General features: G+C 71.7%; 17 protein-coding genes, 1 tRNA gene, 2 pseudogenes and 1 riboswitch. Of the genes and pseudogenes, 8 read left to right on the top strand and 12 right to left on the bottom strand.

From position 1 onward, the window contains the following. Nucleotides 1-18: 18 nt before the first annotated feature. Both ACFYMP_RS20745 and ACFYMP_RS20740 read right to left on the bottom strand, forming a co-directional pair. Nucleotides 19-927, bottom strand: coding sequence for a transketolase family protein (locus tag ACFYMP_RS20745; protein WP_388859468.1), 909 nt, complete (start codon nt 925-927; stop codon nt 19-21). Nucleotides 928-1,029: 102 nt separating this feature from the next. Next, a complete protein-coding gene (locus tag ACFYMP_RS20740) occupies nt 1,030-1,749 on the bottom strand; it encodes a transketolase (protein WP_388859466.1) in 720 nt (239 codons plus the stop codon). A 155-nt stretch (nt 1,750-1,904) separates the two neighbouring features. On the opposite strand from ACFYMP_RS20740, the gene ACFYMP_RS20735 reads away from it, so the two are divergent. Both ACFYMP_RS20735 and ACFYMP_RS20730 read left to right on the top strand, forming a co-directional pair. Continuing rightward, nucleotides 1,905-1,978: transfer RNA gene (locus ACFYMP_RS20735), tRNA-Pro, on the top strand. A gap of 194 nt (nt 1,979-2,172) precedes the next feature. Continuing rightward, a complete protein-coding gene (locus ACFYMP_RS20730) occupies nt 2,173-2,358 on the top strand; it encodes a hypothetical protein (RefSeq protein ID WP_388859463.1) in 186 nt (61 codons plus the stop codon). Nucleotides 2,359-2,928: 570 nt separating this feature from the next. On the opposite strand, the gene ACFYMP_RS20725 is transcribed toward ACFYMP_RS20730, so the two are convergent. Then, complete coding sequence (locus ACFYMP_RS20725) at nt 2,929-4,179, bottom strand: helix-turn-helix domain-containing protein (RefSeq protein ID WP_388859460.1); 1,251 nt, start codon at nt 4,177-4,179, stop codon at nt 2,929-2,931. Between the two features lie 208 nt (nt 4,180-4,387). Between ACFYMP_RS20725 and ACFYMP_RS20720 the strand changes: the two are divergent. Both ACFYMP_RS20720 and ACFYMP_RS20715 read left to right on the top strand, forming a co-directional pair. Next, nucleotides 4,388-4,748: pseudogene (locus ACFYMP_RS20720) on the top strand (ATP-binding protein). Beyond that, nucleotides 4,745-4,900, top strand: a complete 156-nt coding sequence (locus tag ACFYMP_RS20715; protein ID WP_388859457.1) for a hypothetical protein — start codon at nt 4,745-4,747, stop codon at nt 4,898-4,900. The pseudogene ACFYMP_RS20720 and the gene ACFYMP_RS20715 overlap by 4 nt, the downstream one beginning before the upstream one ends. A gap of 979 nt (nt 4,901-5,879) precedes the next feature. On the opposite strand, the gene ACFYMP_RS20710 is transcribed toward ACFYMP_RS20715, so the two are convergent. Then, nucleotides 5,880-6,758, bottom strand: a complete 879-nt coding sequence (locus ACFYMP_RS20710; protein ID WP_388859454.1) for a CPBP family intramembrane glutamic endopeptidase — start codon at nt 6,756-6,758, stop codon at nt 5,880-5,882. A gap of 187 nt (nt 6,759-6,945) precedes the next feature. On the opposite strand from ACFYMP_RS20710, the gene ACFYMP_RS20705 reads away from it, so the two are divergent. After that, on the top strand, nt 6,946-8,187 hold the full coding sequence (locus tag ACFYMP_RS20705; RefSeq protein ID WP_388859451.1) for a sensor histidine kinase: 1,242 nt from the start codon (nt 6,946-6,948) through the stop codon (nt 8,185-8,187). Beyond that, a pseudogene (locus tag ACFYMP_RS20700) lies at nt 8,184-8,859 on the top strand (response regulator transcription factor). Before ACFYMP_RS20705 ends, ACFYMP_RS20700 begins: the two are co-directional and overlap by 4 nt. Nucleotides 8,860-9,382: 523 nt before the next feature. Here ACFYMP_RS20700 and ACFYMP_RS20695 read toward each other — a convergent pair. The 4 genes from ACFYMP_RS20695 to ACFYMP_RS20680 form a co-directional block, all read right to left on the bottom strand. Beyond that, nucleotides 9,383-10,630 carry a ThuA domain-containing protein gene (locus ACFYMP_RS20695; RefSeq protein ID WP_388859448.1) on the bottom strand — a complete coding sequence of 416 codons (1,248 nt, stop codon included), beginning with the start codon at nt 10,628-10,630 and terminating at the stop codon, nt 9,383-9,385. 326 nt (nt 10,631-10,956) lie between these two features. After that, nucleotides 10,957-11,961: an ABC transporter substrate-binding protein gene (locus tag ACFYMP_RS20690; RefSeq protein WP_388859445.1), complete on the bottom strand. Its 1,005-nt coding sequence runs from the start codon at nt 11,959-11,961 to the stop codon at nt 10,957-10,959. Nucleotides 11,962-11,975: 14 nt separating this feature from the next. Beyond that, on the bottom strand, nt 11,976-12,746 hold the full coding sequence (locus tag ACFYMP_RS20685; protein ID WP_388859442.1) for an ABC transporter ATP-binding protein: 771 nt from the start codon (nt 12,744-12,746) through the stop codon (nt 11,976-11,978). A gap of 67 nt (nt 12,747-12,813) precedes the next feature. Next, complete coding sequence (locus tag ACFYMP_RS20680) at nt 12,814-13,905, bottom strand: FecCD family ABC transporter permease (RefSeq protein ID WP_388859439.1); 1,092 nt, start codon at nt 13,903-13,905, stop codon at nt 12,814-12,816. A 96-nt stretch (nt 13,906-14,001) separates the two neighbouring features. After that, nucleotides 14,002-14,126: riboswitch (cobalamin riboswitch) on the bottom strand. 465 nt (nt 14,127-14,591) lie between these two features. Here ACFYMP_RS20680 and ACFYMP_RS20675 point away from each other — a divergent pair. After that, a complete protein-coding gene (locus ACFYMP_RS20675) occupies nt 14,592-16,511 on the top strand; it encodes a right-handed parallel beta-helix repeat-containing protein (protein WP_388859436.1) in 1,920 nt (639 codons plus the stop codon). Between the two features lie 148 nt (nt 16,512-16,659). On the opposite strand, the gene ACFYMP_RS20670 is transcribed toward ACFYMP_RS20675, so the two are convergent. The 3 genes from ACFYMP_RS20670 to ACFYMP_RS20660 are packed head-to-tail and all read right to left on the bottom strand — an operon-like array spanning nt 16,660 to nt 19,860. Beyond that, a complete protein-coding gene (locus tag ACFYMP_RS20670; protein WP_388859433.1) occupies nt 16,660-17,685 on the bottom strand; it encodes a TolB family protein in 1,026 nt (341 codons plus the stop codon). Continuing rightward, a complete protein-coding gene (locus ACFYMP_RS20665) occupies nt 17,682-18,968 on the bottom strand; it encodes an MFS transporter (protein WP_388859430.1) in 1,287 nt (428 codons plus the stop codon). The genes ACFYMP_RS20670 and ACFYMP_RS20665 overlap by 4 nt, the downstream gene beginning before the upstream one ends. Nucleotide 18,969: 1 nt before the next feature. Further along, the gene (locus tag ACFYMP_RS20660; RefSeq protein ID WP_388859427.1) at nt 18,970-19,860 is read right to left on the bottom strand and encodes an alkaline phosphatase family protein; all 891 of its coding nucleotides are present in this window, start codon (nt 19,858-19,860) and stop codon (nt 18,970-18,972) included. A gap of 489 nt (nt 19,861-20,349) precedes the next feature. Between ACFYMP_RS20660 and ACFYMP_RS20655 the strand changes: the two genes are divergently transcribed. Beyond that, complete coding sequence (locus ACFYMP_RS20655; RefSeq protein ID WP_388859424.1) at nt 20,350-22,086, top strand: discoidin domain-containing protein; 1,737 nt, start codon at nt 20,350-20,352, stop codon at nt 22,084-22,086. A gap of 940 nt (nt 22,087-23,026) precedes the next feature. Here ACFYMP_RS20655 and ACFYMP_RS20650 read toward each other — a convergent pair. Beyond that, complete coding sequence (locus ACFYMP_RS20650; protein WP_388859421.1) at nt 23,027-24,055, bottom strand: NAD-dependent epimerase/dehydratase family protein; 1,029 nt, start codon at nt 24,053-24,055, stop codon at nt 23,027-23,029. Between the last annotated feature and the right edge of the window lie 38 nt (nt 24,056-24,093).

Genomic DNA, 24,093 nt, shown 5'->3' with positions numbered 1-24,093 from the left:
CCGGCGCGCGGTCGTCGCTCACCCGGCGCGCGCGTCCAGGAAGGCGGTGACGCGCCGCCGCAGGCCGGCGGCGTCCAGACCGTGCGCGGCGGTGTGCTCGGCCGCCGTCCCGTAGCGCCGCAGCTCCGTACGGCCCACACCGAGGCCCAGTACGCGGTGCGGCCGGTCCACGAGCGCCTCGGCGACCACCGAGGTCGAGGTCCCCGCGTAATACGGCTCTACGAGCACGACGTCCTGGGCGGCGCCCGCCAGGGCGCGGCGCAGCCCGGCCCCGTCGAACGGCCGCACCGTCGTCGCGTACAGCACCGCCACGTCGAGTCCCTCGGTCGCCGCGAGCACCTCGTCGAGCACCGGCCCGACCGCGAGGACGACCCCGGCCCGCCCTTCCCGCACGAGGCTCGTACGGGACCCGTCAACGGTCCGCCCCACCGCGTTGACCTGATCCGACAGCCGTACGTAGACGCGCTCCGGCCCTGCGGCGACCGCGTGCCGCAGCAGTGCCTCGGCCTCGTCCGGATGACCGGGGACGTGCACGGTCCACCCGTCGAGCGTGTCGAGCAGGCCCACGTCACCGGGGGACATATGGGTGAAACCGCCCGCGGCGATGTCGAAGGAGGCCCCCGAGCTGACCAGCACTCCGCCCACGTCCTGGTGGCCGAAGTCCAGTTTGAGCTGTTCGAAGGGCCGCTCCACGAGGAAGCTCGCGAAGGTGTGCAGCACGGGCCGCATCCCGCTCAGCGCGAGTCCGGCGCCCGCCCCGACCAGCAACTGCTCCCTGATCCCGACGTTGACGACACGTTCGGGGTGGCGACGCGCGGCTCCGGTGAAGCGGTCGGCGCTGATCTCGGCGAGGACGAGAGCGACCCGGGGGTCCTCGTCCAGCAGCTCGGAGACGGTGGTGGCGAAGCGGTCACGCATGGTGTCCACGGCGGTGTGGTCCTTTCGGGAGAAGGGTGCGGCGCGCCGCTCGGGGACGAGCGGTGGTTCCGGGCAGGGGGGCACGGAGTGGCGGGCCCACGGCGGGGCAGGTCAGGCGGCACCCGAGGTCTTCGGCTCCACCCGGGCGACGACGGCGAGCGGCCGGCCCGGGTGCGCGGTGGTGAAGGCGGACAGCAGCGCCGCGTGGTCGCGGCCGTCCACGGTCCTGGTCTCCCAGCCACCGACCCGGAAGCGTTCCGCGATGCCGCCGGGGCGGGCGTGCCGGGCGGAGGAGTTGTCGATCACCACGGTGTGCAGCCGGTCGAGCCCCGCGGGCCCCGCGAACGCGATCGCCTCGTGGTTGGAGCCCTCGTCCAGCTCCGCGTCACCGACCAGCACCCAGACCGCCGGCCCGCCGCGCCCCTGCGCCCGCAGCCCCAGGGCGACACCGACCGCGAGCGGCAGCCCGTGCCCCAGGGAGCCGCTGCCGATCTCGACGCCGGGGACCAGGGTCCGGTCCGGGTGGAAACCGAGCCGCGACCCGAAGGACCCGAAGCCGTCGAGCCACTCCTCGGGGAGGAAACCCTTGGCGGCGAGCACCGAGTAGTACGCCATGGGGCCGTGCCCCTTGGAGAGCAGGAACCGGTCGCGCTCCGGGTCGTCGACGGCGCCGGGGGAGACCCGCAGCACCTCGTCGTACAGCACCCACAGCACGTCGAGGGTCGAGGTCGCGGCGGGCCCGTGCTTCTCGTCGCCGGTGAGCCGTTCCATGAGCCGGGGAAGATCCGCGTACCCGAGGCTGCCGGGGGCGGACGCTGAGGTCGTCGTCATACGGCGACGCTAAAACCCCAAGTGAACTTGAGGTCAAGCCCCCGGTGCGTGCGGCGCCCCCCACGGGTGCGAGAAAGGCGTGCGCGACCACCCGCCGGAGTGCGGTATGGTTTCTGTGCGCGTTCGGCCAGGGAAACCCCAGGTCACTCGCGCATCGGGACGTGGCGCAGCTTGGTAGCGCACTTGACTGGGGGTCAAGGGGTCGCAGGTTCAAATCCTGTCGTCCCGACGGAAACGTCGCAGATCAGAGGGGTCCTCCGGGGCCCCTCTCGATCGTTTCCCGAGGTGCCGTCTCACCTGTCTCACAGACGCTGTTGATCAAGGTCGGCCGAGCAGTTCGGCCCGTTCTCCGAACCCGCCTGCGCGTAGGTCCGTACCGAGCCCGAGGCGCGGCTGCTGAAGATATGCGATCTCGCGGCCCGCATGGGTGTGGAAGAGCGTCTGGTGACGCTGGCCGAGGTTCAGACGAAGATCATGTTCGAGGCGATGAACCGGGCGCTGGCAGCCCTGGAGCTGACGGCCGCGCAGCGCGCCCGCGTGCCGGAGATGATGGCCGGTCTCCTGCGGGGCATGGCCGCCAAGGGGCGGCCGGAACTCCCCGCCGCCTGAACACACGGAAGCCGCAGCCCGTGTGAGCTGCGGCTTCCTGGCGGGTAGACGGTCAGCCGGTCTGTTGCCACTGATCCACCGCCCACGCTGCGGACCCTGGTTACGATCCCCCGATGGAATGGGGCAAGGCGATCGCGCCGCTGGTCGGCGTCGTTCTGGGAAGTCTCGGCACACTGCTTGGGCAGTAGCTCTCCGAGTCGCACGCTCCGGCGTGACCGGCTACTCGCCAAGGAGGAGACGAAGGAACGTCTGGCAGCGGAGCGGGTAACGCTCCAGCGGGAAGCCGTCATGCGGATACAACACGCGCTGGAAGGCGTCATTGCCGCGAACAGCGCCCCAAACGGGCGACTGACTGACCAGGCCCGGACGGTGGCCACGGAGTCAGCCATGCACCTCCGCGCCTACATAGCCCGGCTCGAAGACCGGGAGTTGGCCGGCAGCGTGCTGACGTGGCTGGGCAACCATGAGAACGCAGCAGCGGCTCGGACGGCGCTTGACGCCCTCCAGAACCGGTTGAGTCAGCATCTCCGTGGGCTGTACGCGGACCGGTAAGCAGGGCGACCGCTGCGATCAGGCGAGCAGCAGATGCCCGTAGTCGGCCAGCACTTCGCGTGCCTCCGGCACGTCCTGGTACTCCTTCAGCCGGTGGAGGACCGTCCGGGCCCGCTCCGCCGTGCGCTCCGAGGAGAGATCGCCGGACGTGTTGATGACGCGGCGGGCCTCTTCGGCCGCCTGCTCGGGCTCGTTCGCGTCAGCCAGCGCCACGGCCAACCATGAGCGGTACAGCGCGACCTCCCGGGCGTGCGTGGCGTCGTAGCGTCCCAGCACGTCCTGGAGCAGCGGCACCGCGCGCAGCGGGCGGCGCAGCTCGGTGAACACGCGGGCGTCCATGACCTCCAATTCCTCGCGGTTCACCCAGTAGGCCCACGTCGGCGCAGGAGGGCCGTCCGTGGCGTCCAGGGCGGCGTGGGCCTCCCCAAGCGCCCGCAGGGCCGGTTGAGCCTCCCCGGCACGCGTGTGCGCCCACGCCACGCGGTCCAGGAACAGGGCGCGGGTTGTGGCCGCGGCATCCGGCCCGGCCTCTCTGACGGCTGCCTTGGCCAGTTCCAGGCCCTCCCGTTCCCGGCCGCTGTTCGTCAGGTGGTAGGCGAGGCTGCCTGCGAGCTGTGCCACCAGGGGTGCGTCCCCGGCCTGGCGGGCGGCCGAGAGTCCGAGCCGGTAGGCGTGCTCCGCGTCGTCACCCCGACCGGCGTCCGAGGCGATCCATCCGGCGATCTGGCCCAACTCCCCGATCTGCACGAGCAGGCCGCGCCCCGTCTCCTCGGAGTGCTCGGACTCGCGGTACAGGCGGACGGCGGCGCGCAGCTCACGGAAGGCGGGGGCGATCAGGTCACCGCCGGACAGTACGTCGTCCGCGAGCCGGAGGCCGTGGACGCGAGCCGCCAGACCGTCCACGGTGGTGGTGCCGATCCGACGGCCACGGGGGGTCACCAGGGGTTCCAGCGCGTCCCCGTCGGGCAGCAGGTCCGCGAGGGTGGCCGCGACCCCGGGAAGAGTGGCCTGAACGTCCCCCCGGGCGTACGCGGCGGCCTGCTCCAACTCACGCAGCGGCACGCCGAACACCTGGGCGAAGGCGGGGAGCCACACGTCCGGGACGCGCTCCCCGCGCTCCCACCGGGAGACCTCGTTCCGCGTGATCGACTGGGCGCCCGACACGGCGCACAGCACGGCGGCGAACTGCCGCTGCGAGCGGCCGGAGTGCCGCCGCAGACCGGCGAGGTAGGCGCCGAACTCGCGGCGTCGCCCGGTGGTGTCGCTCATGGTGGCCCCCTTCCGTATCCAGTGTGGCCCCTTCCTGGCCCCCCGGTTGGCTCCTCCGCATGATCACGCACCCCGGTTACCTGAACGCGAAGCGCCCCGGCGACCGCGCGAACGGTCCCGGGGCTGGCCGATCTGAAGGAAGCAGACCGACAGGCCGCAACCTACAACCCGGGCCCGCCGGACCGGGCCCCCCGGGTACAGCGAGACCCTGCCGAGGCAGCCCGAGAGCGCAGCCACCGCGCGGCGCCTGCTTCGTACCGCCTGTGCCGTCTGGGGGCTGGACGCCTTGGCCGATGACGGGGCGCTGATCGTCTCCGAGCTGGTGGCCAACGCCGTGCAGCACGCCCGGCGGGAGTCCATCCGGGTCGTCATCGACCGCCCCGGTGCCGCGCGGGTGCGTGTCGGCGTCGCGGATCTCTCCCGGGCGCGGCCGGTGCAGCGCGAAGCCGACGACAACGAAGAGGGCGGGCGTGGTCTGCGTCTCGTGGCGGCGCTGGCCGCCGACTGGGGCACCGAATGAGCGGCGTTGGGGCAAGATCGTGTGGGCGGACCTGGAGGGGCGCGGGTGACCACGGGAGAGGCCCCCGGCCGCAGTGCGGCCCGCGCCCATCTGTCGCAGTTGATCGAGCTGTTCGGCACGGAGGGATGCCTGCGGATCAGTACGGCCCCTGCTGAACCCGCGCCGCCCGCCGGCGGCGGGGAGTCCGAGGACGACGAGTAGAACTGACCGCCCCAAGGCGCGGGAGTGCCCCGGTCGGTGAACTCCACCGAGCCGGGGCTTCGTCGTCTCACGGTCGTCTCGCACTGGTCTCACACACTGCACGGACTGACGCGACCCAGAGCTGTGGACCACGTAGCCTTCCCGTGCCGCCGTCGCCCACCGCGCAGGGTTGGCGGGTCAGAGCGCGTGAGAGGGGGAGGCCGGTGGGTGCTCCCACGCCCGTTCCTGGTCCATGACGGTTCCCAAGTCCCGAGCTGGAGACGGGCCGAAAAGCGAAACGATGTCCCAACTGCTGGCAGGCATCCCCCTGGGGACGAGGTACACAAACTCCGCGCCCCGGCGTGCCGACTGTGGCCAGGGACGTGCATTGAGACGGGCTCCGTCGCGGTAGAGCCGAACACCGAGAGGGCCGAGACCTCCGCGGATCTCTTGCAGGGCCGTGAACAGACCGCGCCCCGCGGCTGCGTGCTGATCTCCCGTCGGCGGTGAGATCGTGACCGTCCATGGCGCCCGCTCGGAGTACTCGGCGGTCCGTGTCTCCTCGTCGCGGTCCTCAATGCCTGCTCGGAGGTTGACTCTGATCGTCGCGGCACATGCTCCGGGTCCTCGACTACCTGCTTCGTAGGCATTCCTCAGGACCATCTCTCGGCGCGGACGACGCGGGAGGGGGCGGCCCCGTCAGGGTTGTGGAGACAGTCGCCGATCAGAGCGCCGGTGCTGTTGGTCTCTGTCGCGAGGTGCGCAATCGGAGTGTTCCGGTCCCACAGGGCTGTGCGGTCGAGTTTGCCGTAAGCGGAACGCCGACGGCCGCCGGGCAAGGATGAGCGGAGGGGCCGCGTGGGCCGCTGTCGCCCGGGAAGGGGGGGGCGACGGCGGCCCGCAGGTGTCCGGGCCCGGCCCGTCGGCCCTCGGGTGCCGGTTCCCGCAGCCTGGGGGCTGGGCGGGGGCGAGTACCGGAGGTGCGCGTCCTCGGCTGGCCTCAGTCGGTTCCGCTGCCGTGCCCCGCGGGCATCGGGTCCGGGATCCGGCGTTCGCGTGCCGACTTCCGGCCGCCGACGACGCACAGGCAGATGGCGGTCATAGGGGCGAGGGAGAGCAGCATGGGGGCAACCGCTCCCAGACCTTTCGCCTCGTCCAGCACTTCACCGAGGAGCAGGAAGAGGACCATGTTGTTCCCCGCGTGGGCCAGGCTCGCCACCCAGACGCTGCCGCTTCGCTGGTACAACCACATGAGTATGATTTCCTGGAGCTGGAATGAAATCGTCCATACCGCCAGGCCGATCAGCACGTTCGTGAATTCGACGTAGCCGATGAAGGCCAGCGGAAAGTGCCACACCGCCCAGACGAGACCTGTGGCGATGACGGACGGTGCCGTGCGGCCGCCGAAAAGACGTGGCCTGAGATAGCTGGTCCACCCGAATTCCTCACCCGCGTAGAGAGGGCTGAGGGCCACGGCCGCAACCATGAGGCCGAGAACGGAGACCAGTTCCTTCGTTCCGGGTATCCCTCCTGGGCCGGACAGGTCCGGTTCCCAGAGGCCCGTCGCCGCGGCAAGAGCGAGGGTGGTCGCCAGGATGAGCGGCGGCCCCAGCAAGGCTGTGGCGTAGTACCGCCAGGCAGCCTTGAGGCGCAGTCTCAGTCCGGCGTCGGCGAACCCCTCCTTTGTGATCCAGCGACGGACGGCGATCGCGGCAATTCCAGGCATACAGAAGCCGGGGAGTTGCAGGAGGGGGTTCAATGGGGACAGGCCCAGGACCGCTCGCGCGAGCAGCAGCCACAGCCAGGTTCCGGCGAAGGAGATGACGAGGAAGGCGGTCACGCCTTTACGGGTGAGAGATCTTGAGTCGGTGGGGAGCACAAGCATTTTTTCCTTTCGGCTTCTGGGACCGTGGTGCCCGCGTCGGGAATTACGGCTCCCCACCCTTGCATTCGGCAACCGGATGCGTATCACCACCGTGAGCGAATTGTCGTTCCCCCGTTGCGGGGACGCGTTCTGGCTCTTTCGGGGGAGGCGACCGGGCGGGGCGCGGGGATACGGTCCGACCGTGCGCAGATCAATTCGCCCGCCTTCGCGCGGGACTGTGTTCCGGGACTGGATGTACGCGGCCCTGGGCGCGGCCATGAGCCTTCCGCCGCTGACGGCCGCGGTGCTGTTCGCACCGCCGAGGTGGCCGGCAGGGCTCCGTGTGCTGGGCTTCGTGCTCGCGTTCGCCGTGGTGACCGTGGCCATGGGTGCTCCTCTGACGGCCAGGTGCGCGAGCGTGCGACTGGCCAACGGACTGCTGAGCGCCGGTCTGCCCGCGCCGGTGGACACCGCGGGGTGGCATGGGGCCAACCGGCTGCGTACGTCGGTGTGGCTGGTGCCGCACATGGTGCTCGGTTCGGTGGTGACGGCGATCTCGTGCGTGGCTGCGTTCGGAGCCGTTGCGTTTCCCGCGGTCTGGCTGGGCGGTGAGGAACGCATGGCCGTGTTCGGACTGTCCCTGCGGATCAGGGAGGGCTGGCGGGGAGCGTGGACGTTGCTGCCCGCCACGGGGTGTCTGGCGCTGGCGACAGCGGTCACTCTCGGCGGCGCGGCCGTGCTTCGGGCGCTCGCGCCGGTGCTCCTCGGCCACCGGCCCGGTGAGCGGCTGGCCGCCGCCGAGGCACAGATGAACCTGCTGGCGCAGCGGAACCGGCTGGCTCAGGAGCTGCACGACTCGATCGGACACACCTTGACGGCGTCCACGATCCAGGCAGCCGTGGCGGTGGAGCTGATGGACACCGACCCGGCCGGGGCCAGGCGCGCCCTGAACAGCATCGAGGAAACCTCTCGGGCCGCCATGGACGATCTCGACCATGTTCTCGGGATGCTGCGCGAGGAACGGCCGTCCACAGCGCCCCGGCCGACCCTCGCGGACCTGAGCCCGCTGGTGGAGGGGGTACGCGGAACTGGCGCGGAACTGGAAGTTGAGGTCCAAGGCGACCTGGCCCGGGTGCCGGCCACGGTGTCGCGGGAGGCGTACCGGGTCGTCCAGGAGGGGCTGACCAATGCCCTGCGGCACGGTGGGAAAGCCGGGATCCGGCTGCGGACGACAGTTCGGGACGGGTGGCTGGAGGTGGAGCTGACCAATCCGCTCGGTGCGGTGATACCTGGCCGGCAGCGATCCGGGGGCCACGGCGTGCGGGGGATCGGCGATCGAGTGCGGCTGCTTCGGGGGGAGACGCACGCCGGGGTCGTGGACACCGACGGGAAGGGAACACACTGGCGGCTCGTGGTCCGGATACCGCTACGGTCGGTGTCATGAGTGTCTCCAACGCGGCGGGCGTGAGCGACGACCCGCCCGTGACCGTCCTCATCGTGGACGACGACGAGCTGACCCGTACTGGCCTGCGGACGCTGCTGTCGGCCAAGCCCGACCTGGACGTGGTGGGCGAGGCCACCGACGGTGCCGAGGTGGTTGCCGCGGTGACCCGACTGCGACCGGATGTGGTGCTGATGGATGTACGCATGCCGCGGGCCGAAGGTCGTGGTGATCACCACGTTCGAGTACGACGAGCATGTCTGGGACGCCCTCCGGGCGGGCGCCAGCGGGTTCATCCGCAAGCGGGCCCCGGCACAGCAGATCGCCCACGCCATCCGGTTGGTGACGACCGGTGACTCGGTACTGTTCCCGGAGGCGGTCCGCTCGATGGCCGCCGGCCGGCCCGTACGACGCGACGCCTCGCAGATCGCCGCGCTCACCGGCCGCGAGACCGAGACGCTCCGGCTCATGGCACGGGGGCTGCCCAACCAGGAGATCGCCGCCCGGCTGGTGGTGAGCCTGGAAACGGTGAAGACCCATGTGGGCAACGTGCTGGCCAAGCTGGGCGTCGGCAACCGCACCCAGGCGGTCGTGCTGGCCTTCGAAACGGGGGTGGCCGACCCGGCTACGCGATGTGACCCGGATCAGCCCACCCCGTCCGCCGAACCCGGATAGCACCGCACGTGCCGATCGACCCGTTGTCTCCGTGACGGCCGGCACGGCGCCCCGTCCTCGGCACTGACCGCCGTCGGACGTGTTCCGCTTCCGCCATAGCCGGCAGCTGAGGCAGAGGCAGCGGCGCGTGGGCCCGTCCCCCCCCGCTCGTCTCCCGGTGGTCGCCGGTGGTGCGGGGCCGGCGTTTCTCAGCGACCGCCGACGACGGGCCACGACGCGAGGAGCACACGCTCCCCGAAGGGCGGAAGGCGGCGCGGCCGTACCTCCGGCGGTTGAGCGTCTTGACGGGGGTGACTGCCTTTCGGCGACTCCCGAGTTCCAGGGGGAGGGCGCGTCCGGAGATATCCGCGTCACCCCTCGCGGTCGGTGCCCGCCGCCCGGAGACCGGCTCCCTGGACGGCCCCCGGCGCGCGCCGGGGGCCGTGGCGGCCACGGCCCCCGGCCCCGGCGCGTGGCCGGTCGCGCCCCCGGCCGACTGGCCGGGGGCGCGGGCGCCGTACGGGCAAGCGCCCCGCGCGGCGGATCAGTTGGGCAGGGTCCACTTCTGGTTCGCGGCGCCGGAGCAGGTCCACAGCTGGAGGCGGGTCCCGTTGGCCGAGCTCTTGTTGGTGGCGTCGAGGCACTTGCCGGACTGCGGGTTGACCAGCGAGCCGTTGTCACCGGCGCGCCAGACCTGCGAGCCCGTGCCGTTGCAGTCGTAGAGCTGGACGGTGGTGCCGTTGGCGGTTCCGGCGGCGGTCACGTCGAGGCACTTGCCGAGGGCGCGGAGCGAGCCGTTCGAGGCGACCTCCCACGTCTGCGCGCCGGTGCCGTTGCAGTCGTAGAGCTGCGCCGCCGCGCCGTTGGCGCTCGACGCGCCCGCGATGTCCACGCACTTGCCGCCGTAGCCGACGATCGGTCCCGAGGCGGTGCCGCCCGGCGGGTTCGAGGGGCCCGAGGCACCGCCGAGCCACCGCAGGCCCTGGAGCAGGAGCTTGTTCTGCTGAGCGCTCGCGAAGGTGGAGGAGAGGGCGGTGTTGGTGCTGTAGTTCATCGCGTTGTGGCCGAAGTTGTTGTAGATCATGCGGTAGTCGCGGTTGGTCCACGAGATCGGGTAGTACCCGCTGTACCAGCTCTGGTTGGGGTCCGTGCCGATCGGGAACGTGGACTGGTCCATCGCGGCGAGGACGTCGATCGCCGGGTTCTTCCGCAGGTCGTTCTGCCAGCTGTACCACTCGCTCACCGACGAGGTGATCGTCGAGGGCAGGCCGGCGGTGGCCGCGTGGCCCGCGTCCTCGATCCTCAGCGTCTCCTGGGTCGGGCCCCAGGTGTTGCTGCGGAAGGCGCCGGTGCCGAGGAAGGTGTTGTGGTACCAGGGCCAGTCGCCCGGGTCCGTGTTGAACGCGGCGACGTGGAAGCCCATCCACCCGCCGCCGTTGTCCATGAAAGTCTTGAACGCGGCCTGCTGCGAGGCGGTGTGGGGATAGTTGTCGAGGAAGATCACCACCTGATACTTCGCCAGGTTGGCGGTGTTGAGCTGCCCCCAGTCGGAGGTCGAGGTGTAGGTGAAGCCGTTCGCCGCGCCCTGCTGCGGGAACCAGGCGTTCGCCTCGTGTACGAAGTTGATGTGCGCGGCGTCGTAGGTGCCGTCGTAGAAGGCGAGCACCTTGAAGGGCTCGGCGGCGCGGGCGTCCTGGGCCGGGACGGCCTGGAAGCCGAGGACCACGGCGAACAGGGCGAGCAGCCTGACCAGCACGCGTCCCGGGAACGCGGCCGTACGGGTGGGGGGCATGGGGGAAGAACCTCCTGCGCGGGGCGAGTCGGGGGCAGAACCCCGCATCAGGATTCAAGGGTTGAAGTCGTGTGCACGTCAATACACGCGTCGGCATTAGTCCGGACCAGTCGTCGCCGGTCGCTCGTCCTGCCCGCGTCCAGCGCCCTCGCGGGGTCCCCCGTCGTCCCCGCCCGCCATACCCCGCGCCAGGCCGACTCGTGCCCCGCCCCGGCCGGACCGGGGCGGGGTGGAGGCGGTGGTCCGGCCCGCCTCCTCGTACCCGAGCGAGGGTTTCCTCGTCGCGAGCCGGAGTCCTCAGGGGCCGACGCGGCCCACTGACGGCCTCAGGAGCGGTCGGTGTCGCGCAGGTACGCGCCGAGACGCTCGACGGCCGAGGGGTTGCGCGGGCTCTCCACGAGGTCGGCGTAGTCGAGCGTGAAGATCCGCCGGTGCTTGATCGCGGAGACGTTCCGTAGCGGCGGGTACGAGAGGAGGAACTTCTTCTTCTGCGCCGCACTCGTCGAGCCGTAGTCGTTGACGACGATGACGTCCGGGTTCCGCTTCACGACCGTCTCCCAGCCCACCGTCGTCCACGAGTCCTTGAGGTCGTGCAGGAGGTTGACGCCGCCGGCCTCGCTGATGATCTGCTCGGGCGCGGCGTAGCGGCCGGAGGTGAACGGCTTGTCCTGGCCGCTGTCGTAGAGGAAGACCGAGGGCCGGTCCGTGTCCTCGGGGGCCTGGGCGCCGACCGCGGCGACCGCCGCCTTGTACCGCTTGATCAGCTTCTGGGCGCGCTTCTCGACGCCGAAGATCCTGCCGAGGTTCTCCAGGTCCGTGTAGAGCGCGTCGAGCGGCGGCATGATGCCGCGCGAGGTGCTCGTGCTCGCGTTGCGGCAGGACTCGGTGAGCAGATACGTGTCGATGCCTTCCTTGTGCAATTCCTCCGGCGTGAGCGTGTTCTCGTTGAAGCCGTAGTTCCAGCCGGCGAAGACGAGGTCGGCGCGGGCGTTGAGGGCGATCTCCTTGGTGACGCGGTCCTTGGCGAGCCACTTCACCTTGTCGTAGGCGTCCTCGTACGGCAGGCCGTCGGTCGAGCCCTTGTCGGCGGGCATGACGTATCCGGCCATACGGTCCTCCAGGCCGAGCGCGAACATGAGCTCGGTGATGCCGACATCGTTGGTCACCACCCGCTCGGGGCGCTTGTCGTACGTGACCTTCTTGCCGCAGTTGGTGACGGTCACCGCCTGCGAGGTCGCGGCCTTGTCGTCGGAGGAGACGTTCGCGCCGCAGCCGGTCAGGGCGAGGGCGGCGGCGAGGCCGGACGAGGCGGTGGACAGGAGCTTGCGCACGGGGGGCCTTCCAGTCAGGGGTGTCGGGGGGCGAGCGGATCGAAGAGGAACTGGGCGGCGCCGGTTTCGGGGTGGCGTACCCGGTGCGCCCGGACGTGGAAGACGTCGGCGAGGAGGGCGGGGGAGAGGACCTCGTCCGGGGGGCCCGAGGCGACGACGCGGCCGGCGTGCAGGACGTGCAGCAGGTCGCAGTGGGCGGCGGCCAGGTTCAGGTCGTGCAGCGCGGCCAGCACGGTCGGGCCGCTGCCGCGGACCCGGCGCAGCACGTCGAGCTGGTGGGCGATGTCGAGGTGGTTGGTGGGCTCGTCGAGGACGAGGACGCGCGGCTCCTGGGTGAGCGCGCGGGCGATGAGGACGCGCTGCTTCTCGCCGCCGGACAGCGACAGGAAGCCGCGCGCGGCGAGGTGCGCCACCCCGGCCTGTTCCAGGGCCCGCGCACAGATCTCCCGGTCCCGTGCGGCGGTGCGTTCGCGGTGGGGCAGGCGGCCCATCGCGACGATCTCGGTGACCGTGAAGTCGAAGTCGGCGGCCGACTCCTGGGGCAGCGCGGCGAGAAGCCGGGCGGCGGCCCGGGGTGTCATGCGGTGCACGTCCTCGCTCTCGATCCTGACGACCCCCGCGTCGGGGCGTCGCGCCCGGTACACGCAGCGCAGCAGGGTGGACTTCCCGCTGCCGTTGGGCCCTACCAGTCCCACGAAGGTGCCGGCGGGAGCGTCCAGGGTGACCTCGTCGATCAGCCGGGCGCCCGCCACCTCGACCGAGAGACCTTCGACGTCGAGTCGCACGTCTTCTCCTTCACATCAAGCCTTGGCACGTGCACGGGTACGGGCGGTGGGGCGGGAGGCGTGAGCTTCAGCGTCCGGGGAGCGCGTTGCCCCCGCGCCGCATGAGGAGCAGGAACGCGGGCACACCCAGCGCCGAGGTGACCACCCCGACGGGCAGTTCGGCCGGGGCGAGCAGCACCCGGGACAGCACGTCGGCCCACACGAGCAGCACCGCCCCGGCGAGTGGCGCGACGGCGAGTACCCGGGCGTGCGAGGCGCCCACGAGCATGCGCACGAGGTGGGGGACCATCAGCCCGACGAAACCGATCGCGCCGCTCACGGCGACGACGGTGCCCGTCACGGCCGCCGTGACGACGAACAGCTCGCGCCGCAACCGGTGGGGCGGCACGCCGAGCGCCGCCGAGGTCTCGTCGCCCAGGGAGAGGGCGTCGAGCGCGCCGGCCCGCAGCCTGAGCCACAGCCAGCCCGCCACCACCGTCGCGGCCGCCAGCGGCACCTTCGGCCAGGTCGCCCCGCCCAGGCTGCCGAGCAGCCACATCATCGCCGCCCGTGCCGCCTCGCCCCGCTCGGCGCCGAAGACCATGACGGTGGTGACCGCCTGGAAACCGTAGGCGAGGGCGGTGCCGGTCAGGACGAGCCGCAGCGGGCTGAGCCCGAGCGGGGAGCGGGCCACCAGATAGACGACGAGGGTCGCGCCGAGCGCCGAGACGAAGGCCGAGAAGGAGAGCGCCCAGACACCGAGAGAGGCGAGCGCGCCGAACAGGATGACCGCGTTGGCGCCGACGGCGGCGCCCGAGGAGATCCCGAGGACGAAGGGGTCGGCCAGGGCGTTGCGCACCAGCGCCTGTACCGCGACCCCGACCGAGGCGAGTCCCGCCCCGACCACGGCGGCGAGCACGACACGCGGGAAGCGGATCTCCCACACGATGGTGTAGTCCGCGGCGTCGTCGGTGCCCAGGTTCCCGCCGCTGAGGCCGGCCCACAGGAGCCGCAGCACCTGCCCCCAGCCCGTGCCCGTCGCGCCGAGCCCGACCCCGCAGGCGAGTGAGACGGCCAGTGCGAGTGCCAGCCCGACGACCAGCGGCGCAGTGGGTGTGCGTTCCCGTGGGACATCCGCGGGGGCGGTGGGGGCGGTGGTGCGGGACACGGTGGCGCACATCCTCCGGGGTTGACGCCACCGGTGGAGTACGCAGGGCACCAGAAGGGCCCGGGGGCTCTGGGGGTCCTGCTCGCAGTCCGCGGCGAGCGGTTGACGGGTTGCACACCTGCCGCGGGCGATCGGGCTCGCGTGACCTGGACGGACCACGCACACCGTTGCGGGACAGCGCCGGACTCGCACCGGCTTCCCCCACGAGAGGCACCAGCAGCGTAGCAAGCCGGGGGCGGCGGCCGACCGGGCGGATGGCGCTCGCCCGGGGGAGCGGCGGTCCGGCGAGGGAGTGGGGCGGGCCGGCCGGTGCTCGCGCGAAACGGCGGTCGCGGCGAGGGCGAACGCCATGGAGGCGAGACGCGTGGTGCGGACGCCACGAGAACGCCGTGCGGACGTGTACGCGCAACTCCCCGGGAGGCGGGGACTGTTCTTTCCTTCCCCGGTCCGCGCCCCCCGCGCCCCGCGTACCGCCTTCCCAGCAGGCGGTTACGGGGACGGACGGAGCGCTCCGAGGGGGTGGCGGCGGGCACCGTCCGAGCGGGCGGCTGTGTGACAGCTGTTGACAATCACATGACATGCTTGAAAACTCTGATCGCCAGCTCGCACGAGATCGACTGAACAACTCAAAAAACTTGCGTAGCTGACGCAAAACATCAGCACATGACTCTGTCTACCCCCACAGAACAGAGGGCTTCATGACTCTCGTGACCAGGAAGCACACGCGGCGACTCAGGAGAAGGCTGCTCGGCGGCGTGCCGGTGGTGGCGCTGCTGGCCGGCGGTCTGCTGCCGGCCGCGCCCGCGGCGGCGCAGATCCCGGCCGACCGGGACGTCCGTGCCGGGGCGGCGGCGCAGGGCGCCACCGTTCCGTATACGGAGTACGAGGCGGAGAACGGGACCTACGAAGGGACGCTGCTGAAGGCCGACGCCAAGCGGACCTTCGGCCACACGAACTTCGCGACCGAGTCCTCCGGGCGGTCCTCGGTACGGCTGGACGGCACCGGGGACTACGTCGAGTTCACCTCGACGGTGCCGACCAACTCGCTCGTGGTGCGCAACTCGATCCCCGACGCGCCCGGTGGTGGCGGTACCGAGGCGACCATCAGCGTGTACGCCGACGGGAAGTTCGTGCAGAAGCTCGACCTCTCCTCGCAGCACAGCTGGCTGTACGGCAACAGCGACGACCCCGAGTCGCTGACCAACACCCCGCAGGCGGACGCCCGCCGGCTCTTCGACGAGGCGCACACCCTGCTCGACAGGAGCTACCCGGAGGGCACCACCTTCCGGTTGCAGCGCGACGCGGACGACTCCGCCTCGTACTACGTCCTCGACCTCGTCGACCTGGAGCAGGTCGCGCCGCCCGCCGCCAAGCCCGCGGAGTGCACCTCGATCACCGAGTACGGGGCGGTCCCGGACGACGGGAAGGACGACACCGAGGCGCTGCAGGCGGCGGTCACCGCCGACCAGAACGGTGACACCGACTGCGTGTGGATCCCCGCCGGGCAGTGGCGCCAGGAGCAGAAGATCCTGACCGACGATCCGCAGAACCGGGGCCAGTACAATCAGGTCGGCATCAGGGACGTCACCATCAAGGGCGCGGGCATGTGGCACTCGCAGCTCTACACGCTCACCCAGCCGCAGGACGCGGGTGGCATCAACCACCCGCACGAGGGCAACTTCGGCTTCGACATCGACGACAACACGCAGATCTCGGACCTGGCCGTCTTCGGCTCGGGCCGGATACGCGGCGGGGACGGCGGCGCCGAGGGCGGCGTCGGGCTCAACGGCCGCTTCGGCAAGAACACCAAGATCTCCAACGTCTGGATCGAGCACGCGAACGTCGGCGTGTGGGTCGGCCGGGACTACGACAACATCCCCGAGCTGTGGGGACCCGGCGACGGCGTCGAGTTCAGCGGGATGCGCATCCGGGACACCTATGCGGACGGCATCAACTTCACCAACGGAACCCGTAATTCGACGGTCACCAACTCCTCGTTCCGCACGACGGGCGACGACTCGCTGGCGGTCTGGGCCAGCAAGTACGTCAAGAACCCGGCGACCGACGCCGGACACGACAACACCTTCTCGAACAACACGATCCAGCTGCCCTGGCGGGCCAACGGCATCGCGGTGTACGGCGGTCACGACAACACCGTCGAGAACAACCTCGTGTACGACACGATGAACTACCCGGGCATCATGCTCGCCACCGACCACGACCCGCTGCCCTTCTCCGGGCGGACCCTGATCTCGGGCAACGGCCTGTACCGCACCGGCGGTGCCTTCTGGGGTGAGGCGCAGGAGTTCGGCGCCATCACGGTCTTCCCGGCGAGCCAGGACATTCCCGGGGTCGTGATCGAGAACACCGACATCCACGACTCGACGTACGACGGCATCCAGTTCAAGAACGGCGGCGGCAACGTCCCGGACGCGAAGATCACCGGTGTGACGATCGACAAGTCCAACAACGGTTCCGGCATCCTCGCGATGGGCGGGGCGCGCGGCAACGCGACGCTCTCGGACGTCACGATCACCGGCTCCGCCGAGGGCGACGTCGTGATCGAGCCCGGATCGCAGTTCCAGATCACCGGGGGACCCGCTCCCGGCAAGAAGTGACCCGCGAGTGAAAGGGAGGGGGTGCCCCGGGGACCGAGTCCGGGACACCCCCTCCCGCGCGCCGTTCCCGGCGGGCCGCGGCGGGCGGCGCGTCGGCAGCCGTCCCGGCCGGAAGGCCGCGCCCGCGTTCGGAGGCGTTCTCGGCCGGTCAGAGATAGACCGGTGAGACGGCGGCCTTCACCAGCTCGCGCGGCCTGCCCCGGCCGTCGGCGGGCACCGTGTACAGATCGGCGCCGAAGTCGCCCGGCAGGGCATAGGTCACGTGCCGGTCGTCGCTCCACACCACTTGGTCGTCGACGCTGCGGGGCTCGGCCAGCGCGGTCTCCCGCATCGTGCGGAGGTCGAGCGCGTACAGACGCCAGGGGGCGTCCGCCGGCAGGCCCGCCACCCGCTTCTTGTACACGATCCGGGTGCCGTCGGGGGACAGGGAGGGGCACTCGACGTTCTGGTGCACCACCGTGACCTCGCGGGTTCGCAGGTCACCGCGGACCAGATACGTCTTCCCGCCGGTGGCCAGGGTCGCGTAGAAATGCCGGTCGTCGCGCGCGAAGGTGACCCCCCAGAAGTTGACGTCCGCCGACCGGTACCGCCGGCCGTCCCTGACGATGCCGTACACCTCCAGGGACGGGGTCAGCCTTCCCGTACGCGTGTCCAGGATCGCCGTGCGGGTCGAGAAGTCGGTGCCGGCGTAGCTGTCGCCGCCGACGAACGCGGTCCACGCCGCGTACCGCCCGCTCGGGGAGACCCGGGCCCGCGAGGGGATGCCCGGGACGGGATAGCGCGCCCGCTCGCGCAGGTGCGCGTCCACGACGGTCGCACGGTAGGTGTCGGTGAGGGCCCCGTGCACCGCCCGCAGGCAGACCCCGGTGCCCGCGGCGGCGTAAAAGCGCAGGCAGGTGAGGCCGTTCGCCGTGGCGGTGCGGGTGCCGCCCGGGGCGCCCGCCGGTGCGGTGGCCAGCTCGTCGCGGTGCGGGCCCCACGCCATGTTGCGGAACACCAGGCGCCGCGCCCCCGGTCCGAGGTCCACCTCGCCCCGCGTCACCGTCGGGCCGCCGGGGCGGGCCCGGTCGCGGCGGTCGGAGCGCGCCGAGGCGCGCAGGACCGAGACGGTGGCCACCACGGCCAGTACCAGCACCACGGCGATCAGGACGGAGAGCCTGCCACGGCGGGTCATGCCGCACCCCCCGTCCGGGCGCGGGCGAAGGGGCGGAGGGCGTACGACAGCAGGCCGCACCCGCACAGCAGTACGGCGGCCGTCCCCAGCGCCGTGCGGTCCCCCCACGCGGTCCAGGCCGCGCCGAAGCCCAGGGAGCAAGCGAAGCGGGCGGCGGCCTGCCCGGTCTGCACCACGGCCAGCCCCGAGGAACGGCGCGTCCGCGACAGGCCCGCGGAGGCCGCCGCCATCAGCACGCCGTCCGTCGCCGCGTAGAACGTGCCGTGCAACAGCAGCACGGCGTACGGCAGGGCCGGGCTGTGGGCGTGGGTGAACAGCAGGACGTACACGCTGAGCAGCGCGAGATGCCCGCCGAGGAACACGGGCCAGGCACCGAGGCGGTCGGAGAGCCGGCCCAGGGGAGCGGCCAGGATCAGGAAGGCCGCGGCCGTACCCAGGGGCAGGAGGGCGAACCACTCCTCAGGCACGCCCAGTTGCCGCTGGAGGATCAGGTAGACGAAGGCGTCGCTCACGGTGGCCAGGCCCAGCGCGGCCGCGCACAGCGTGATGCGCGACAGAGCCGGCGAGGGGCGGGTGCGAGGCGGGGGCGCGCCCGGTGCGGCGGGCACGTGGTCCTCGGCCGGCGCGGCGGCACGTCCGTCGCGGGGGACGAACAGCACCAGGACCACCACCCCCAGCGCGGCCACGCAGAAGCTGACCGTGAACACCGCGTCGTAGCCGTCCACCGTGGCCCGCAGGATCAGGAAGGCCACCAGGGGACCGAGCAGTGCGCCCGCGGTGTCCATCGCGCGGTGCACACCGAAGGCGCGGCCCCGGTTCTCCGGGGAGCTGTTGAGGGAGATCAGGGCGTCGCGCGGGGCCGTGCGCAGACCCTTGCCGGTGCGGTCCGCCGCGAGGACCGCACCGATGACCGGGAGTGAACCCGCCACCAGCAACAGGGGTTTGCACAGGGCGGAGAGACCGTAGCCGAGCACCGCCACCGTCTTGTGACGCCCCGGCCCGCTGTCCGCGACCCGGCCGCCGACCAGACGTACCAGGGCCGAGAAGCCGTTGTAGACACCGTCGAGCAGGCCGAAACCGAGCGGGCTGAGCCCCAGCCCCGCGACCAGATACAGGGGCAGGACGGCCGTCACCATCTCGGAGGAGACGTCGGTGATCAGGCTCACCGTGCCGAGGGTGAGGACGACCGGGCCCGCGGCGCGCCGCCGTCCGGCCCGGGACCGGGCGGCGGGCTTTGCGGAGGGGTGCGTCCCGGTGGAGGCGCGGCTGTCCGCTACGTACATGTCAGGACGTCCAGATCCCCGTGATGTCCTTGCCGTTGGCGGCCTGTCCTGCGTGCGGGAGGCCGTGCATGTCCTCCAGCGTGCGGAGCAGGTCGTAGTGGTTGTAGGTCGTGGCAGAAGTGGCGCCGGCCTTGACCTGCCCGCCGTACAGCACGGTGGGGATCCTGTTGCCGCTGAGGCGGTTGTCCTCGTCGAAGGTGACGACGAGGAGGCTGTTGTGCGCCTTGGCCCAGCTCGCGTAGGCGCCCAGGTTGGTCTTGAGCCAGGTGTCACCCGTCCTGACCGAGCAGTCGTGCATGTCGCCGCACAGGTCCGGGACGACGAAGGAGACCCGGGGCAGCGTCGAGTAGTCCGAGGGGAACTGGGCGAAGGTCTTCGCCGAGGACGTCGGTACGTTGCTGAAACCGAACCAGGGGTTGTGCTTGCGGGCGTAGTCGCCGGACGAGCAGGTGGTCGAGCCCTGGCTGGGCAGGCCCTCGTTGTAGCTGCCCCACGACACGCCGGCGGCGATCAGCTCGGAGGCCAGGTTCGGGGCGGAGGAGAAGCCGGGCGAGTAGCAGCTGTCGTCCGTGACGCCCTGGGTGGAGCCGGAGAAGAGCGCGAAGTAGTTCGGCTGGCTCGGGTGCGTCTCGGCGTAGGAGGCCGTCAGGTTCGCGCCGCCCGTGACGAGGCTGTTGAGGTAGGGCGCGCTGGAGGAGCCGATGACCTGATGGTAGGCGTGGTTCTCGAAGACCACCACGACGGTGTGGTCGGGAGTGGGCACGGCGGTCGCCGCCTGGGCGGGCGCGGCGCCGGAGAACGCGAGCCAGCCACCGGTGACGGCGGCCGCCAGGGCGAGGACCGAGGCAGCGGCCTTTCCACGGGCGTGCCTGAGGAGCGAACTGCCGGACACAGGGGGCCTCCGATGCGTGGGGAACGGGATCCTGGCGGTGCAGGGCAGAGCATGCACACGCCAAAGTTCCCCGGTGTCACGCGTAGTGGCCGCACGCGTGAACCGTCGGTGAACCCTCGGATTCGCCGCGCGCGGCTACGGGCGCGGCGCGAATGGCGCGCGGGCAGGCGGGGACGGCGCGCCGTCGGTCACGGCGAGCCGGTGGGGGATGAGGCGGGGAGTGCTCTCTCGGGTGAGCAGCATGATTGACCGTCCGTTTCCGCCGCGTCAAGAGTTGTGCGCGAGGGCGGTACGCGGTGCGCCGATCCTCCATCTCTCGAACCCTGGGGAGCGCGAACCGGCCTCGGCTTCCAGGATTCGGCCAATCCGTCGTTGCCTTTTGAATCAACTGGTCGGCTCTCTTGACGGGCGCCACCGCCGCTAGGAGTCTCCCTCTGCGAAGGGGAGCGCTTTCTCGGCCCAACCCCTTCCGCTCTGCGAGGAGTTCGCATGACCACCCGTCGAAGACCACACCCCCGCGGTGTCCTGGCCCTCCTGGCCGCAGTGGCCCTCCTGTTCTCCCTCGCGGTGGTGACCGCTCCCGGCCGGGCCGTCGCCGCCGCCCCCGTACTCGTCTCGCAGGGCAAGCCCGCGACCGCCTCCAGCAGCGAGGGCCCCTTCGGTCCCTCCGCCGCCGTGGACGGGGACAACGGCACCCGCTGGTCGAGTGAGTTCACCGACAACCAGTGGCTCCAGGTCGACCTCGGCAGCAGCACGGCGATCGGCCAGGTCGTGCTGCGCTGGGAGGCCGCCTACGCCAGGGGCTACCAGATCCAGGTCTCGGCGAACGGCCAGCAGTGGACGACGATCCACACCACCACGACGGGCACCGGCGGCAACGAGACCCTGACCGTCTCGGGCACCGGCCGCTACGTCCGGCTGCTCGGCACCCAGCGTGCCACCCAGTGGGGTTACTCGCTCTACGAGTTCCAGGTGTACTCCACCGACGGCGGTCAACAGCCCGGCGGTGACGTCCTGTTGTCCTACGGCAAACAGGGCACCGCCTCCACCTCGCAGAACGACGGTACCTGCTGGCAGTGCTCGCCGGACAAGGCGTTCGACCGTGACCCCGCCAGCCGCTGGGCCACCAGCCCCGAGGGCGGCTGGACCGACCCGGGCTGGATCGCCGTCGACCTCGGCGCCCGTGCCGAGATCCACCGCGTCGTCCTCCAGTGGGACCCCGCCTACGCCCAGGCGTACCGGATCGAGGTCTCCGACGACGGCAGCAACTGGCGCACCGCCTACCAGACCACCACCGGCAAGGGGTTCAAGGAGACCCTCGACGTCAACGCCACCGGCCGGCACGTGCGCCTGTACGGCACCCAGCGCAGCGGCGCCTACGGCTACTCCCTGTGGGAGTTCCAGGTCTGGGGCACGGGCGGGGCACCCGTCACCCCGCCGCCGCTCCCGGCCGACCCGACGTACACCAAGCTGGTGTTCAACGACGACTTCGACGGACCGGCGGGCCGCGCCCCGGACCCGGCCAAGTGGGTACCCGAGACCGGCCCCGGCCCCAACAACGAGCTGGAGTACTACACCGCGAACAAGAACGCCGCGCTCGACGGAGCGGGCAGCCTCGTCCTCGAAGCGCGCAAGGAGGAGACGCCCGGCTCGGCCTGCCCCCGCGATCCGCTCACCGGCAGTGGAGTCTGCCAGTACACCTCGGCACGGCTGAACACCTACGGCAAGTTCAAGTTCACCTACGGACGGGTCGAGGCACGCATCAAGGTCTCCGGGACGCAGGGCCTGTGGCCGGCCTTCTGGATGCTCGGCGCGGACTACTTCGACCAGGGCCGGCCGTGGCCCTACACCGGTGAGATCGACATCATGGAACACGTCGGCAAGGAGCCGGGGACGACGTACTCGACCCTGCACGCGCCCGCCTACAACGGGGCCAACGGCTTCGGTTCGCCCTACACCCTGCCCGGCGGGGCCGACTTCGCGGCCGGTTACCACACCTTCACCGTGGACTGGAACAGCAAGGGCATGACCTTCCGCGTCGACGGCCAGGTGATGCACACGGTCGACAAGGAGACCCTGGAACGCACCCGCGGCCCGTGGGTCTTCGACCACGACTTCTTCCTGATCCTCAACAACGCCGTGGGCGGTGACTGGCCCGGAGCCCCGGACGCCAGTACGCGCTTCCCGCAGAAGATGAGCATCGACTACGTGAAGGTCTGGCAGTAGCCGTCGCCGCACGGCGGACTGCCGGGCGCACGCGCACCTCCCGCACGTCCCGCCGTGCCGGTGTGCCCTGACGCGAGAGAGCCGCCGGTCGGGGGCGGTCCCGGAGGAACTGGGACCGCCCCTGACCGCTGCTTGCGCCCGCGCGGGTCCTTCCGCCGGCCCCGAAGGGCCCTCGCGGTGCGCCCGCGGGCGCACCGCTCGTGCGCGAACTCCTCAGAGTGCGTGCGCGAACGCGGGAGAGCGGTGGCCCCGGTCTTCCTAACGTGGTGACGACACTTCGCGAGCGGCCTGTCCGCGAACGGGGTGTCCGTCCACCCGTCCACGAGGCAACCCCGAGGTGCTGCGATGGCCGTCCTTCCCGAACCCGTCACCGGCCCCCGCTGTCCTGCCGGCGCCCCCGCGCGTGCCGTGCCGGGCGAGGCGGCCCGTGTGGTGGGCGCGGAGCGGGGCACCCGCCCCGGTGAGGAGGCGGCCGGCACTCCGGGCCCCGCGTCCGGGGCGGACGGGGACACGTACCGTTCACGTGTCGTGAACGGCCCGGTCCGTCCGCGGCCCGCCGACGTGGTGAGTCGCGTCGTCGGCCCGTTCACCGGCCGTGCGCGGGTGAGCGCCGGGTGTTGACCGCCCCGGAACGCGACGAGAGGGGGAACGGAACGGTGGGCGACACCTCCGGCGACCACCGAGCCCCTCACCCGGCGCCCGGAGACCCCGGCGCCCGCCGACGGACCACGCCCCTCGGCACCGACCGCGCCCCGGCCGGACGGCATCCCGCGGACACGGGTCGCCCGGGTCGCCGGCAGAGGCCAACGCCTCCTGGGCGAACGCGAGGTGGAGCGGCAGCCTCCGTCCGCGCGCGAGCCTCCGTCCGCGCGCGCCGACGGGCCGGCGGCGCGGTACGGCGGACGGTTCCGTCCGCCAGAGGGGGGCGGCACGGCGCGCGTCATGCCGCGGAGTGGGCCCCGGCGGCAGTGCGGGTGGGCTCTCCGACCGGTACGGTCCCGCTCGCGGCCCCCGGCCCGCGAAGGCGGCCGCGGTACCAGTCGGCGGCGCGCGCGAAGTCCTCGCGGAAGTTCAGCCGGGGAGCGGTGCCCAGCAGCCGCCACAGACGTGAGGAGTCGTACCAGTGGTCCATGGCCAGCAGCGACAGCCGCCGCTGCCAGCCGGGGTCCTCCCGGGCACCGCGCCAGTCCTTGGCCTGGCGGTACGTCAGCTCACCGCTCGGCAGCGGCATGGTGGTGATCCTCGCGGTCTCCGTGATCAGCTCGCGCGCACTGACCGGCTGGGGGCGTCCGGCGTGCAGCACCTCGCCGCGGGGCACCGACTCCCGCAGGGCGAGAGCGGCCAGCACCCCCGCCAGATCGTCCACGCCGATCACCGACATCAGCGCCCGCCCCTCGTCCACCCAGTGCGGCAGGAAACCGGCGAACTCGGCCAGTGCCGGGACGACCCACACGTCGCCGGGGCCGTACACCAGATGCGGTCGGACCACGAGGCCGCCCGCCGCGAGCACCCGGCGCTCCCCGGCCAGCCGGGAGACGCTCGTCGGGGACACCGGTTCCAGCGCCAACTCGCCTTCAGCAGCGCGTAGATGGCAGCCGTCCCGGTACACGGCCGTGGTGCCGAGCTGGATGATCCGCCGTACCCCCGCGCGCTCGGCCTCGGCGAGCAGCGCGCCGGTGCCGGCGTCGTTGACCGCGCCGCACAGCGCGGGGTCGCCGCCGATCTGCGAGGCCAGGTGGAGAACGGTGTCGACGCCCTCGCACACCCCGCGCAGCGAGTCCGGTTCGGTCAGGCTCCCACGGCGTACCTCCACCCGGCCCGCCGGCCCGGACGGCGCGGGCCGCGAGCGGTGGGCCAGCAGCCGCAGCCTCGGGGGCTCGGACCGGGAGAGGCCCGAGGCCAGGAGCGCGGCGGTGCGGCTGCCGACGAAACCTGCGCCACCAGTGATCAGAATGCGAGGAGTTGCCATGTCGCTCATCCCTTTCAAGCCTGTGCGGGGTAGTTCCA

Source organism: Streptomyces sp. NPDC007088 (assembly GCF_042869355.1).
Classification (GTDB): Bacteria; Actinomycetota; Actinomycetes; order Streptomycetales; family Streptomycetaceae; genus Streptomyces.
The sequence above is the reverse complement of the archived record's forward strand: the minus strand, read 5'-3'. Positions and strand labels throughout refer to the sequence as shown.

What these genes read in the sequence shown, in the direction of transcription:
- ACFYMP_RS20655 (WP_388859424.1), top strand. Translation starts at nt 20,350, where the DNA reads ATGACCACCCGTCGAAGACCACACCCCCGCGGTGTCCTGGCCCTCCTG.
- ACFYMP_RS20675 (WP_388859436.1), top strand. Translation starts at nt 14,592, where the DNA reads ATGACTCTCGTGACCAGGAAGCACACGCGGCGACTCAGGAGAAGGCTG.
- ACFYMP_RS20725 (WP_388859460.1), bottom strand. Translation starts at nt 4,179, where the DNA reads ATGAGCGACACCACCGGGCGACGCCGCGAGTTCGGCGCCTACCTCGCC.
- ACFYMP_RS20650 (WP_388859421.1), bottom strand. Translation starts at nt 24,055, where the DNA reads ATGGCAACTCCTCGCATTCTGATCACTGGTGGCGCAGGTTTCGTCGGC.
- ACFYMP_RS20695 (WP_388859448.1), bottom strand. Translation starts at nt 10,630, where the DNA reads ATGCCCCCCACCCGTACGGCCGCGTTCCCGGGACGCGTGCTGGTCAGG.
- ACFYMP_RS20680 (WP_388859439.1), bottom strand. Translation starts at nt 13,905, where the DNA reads ATGTGCGCCACCGTGTCCCGCACCACCGCCCCCACCGCCCCCGCGGAT.
- ACFYMP_RS20670 (WP_388859433.1), bottom strand. Translation starts at nt 17,685, where the DNA reads ATGACCCGCCGTGGCAGGCTCTCCGTCCTGATCGCCGTGGTGCTGGTA.
- ACFYMP_RS20740 (WP_388859466.1), bottom strand. Translation starts at nt 1,749, where the DNA reads ATGACGACGACCTCAGCGTCCGCCCCCGGCAGCCTCGGGTACGCGGAT.
- ACFYMP_RS20665 (WP_388859430.1), bottom strand. Translation starts at nt 18,968, where the DNA reads ATGTACGTAGCGGACAGCCGCGCCTCCACCGGGACGCACCCCTCCGCA.
- ACFYMP_RS20730 (WP_388859463.1), top strand. Translation starts at nt 2,173, where the DNA reads ATGGGTGTGGAAGAGCGTCTGGTGACGCTGGCCGAGGTTCAGACGAAG.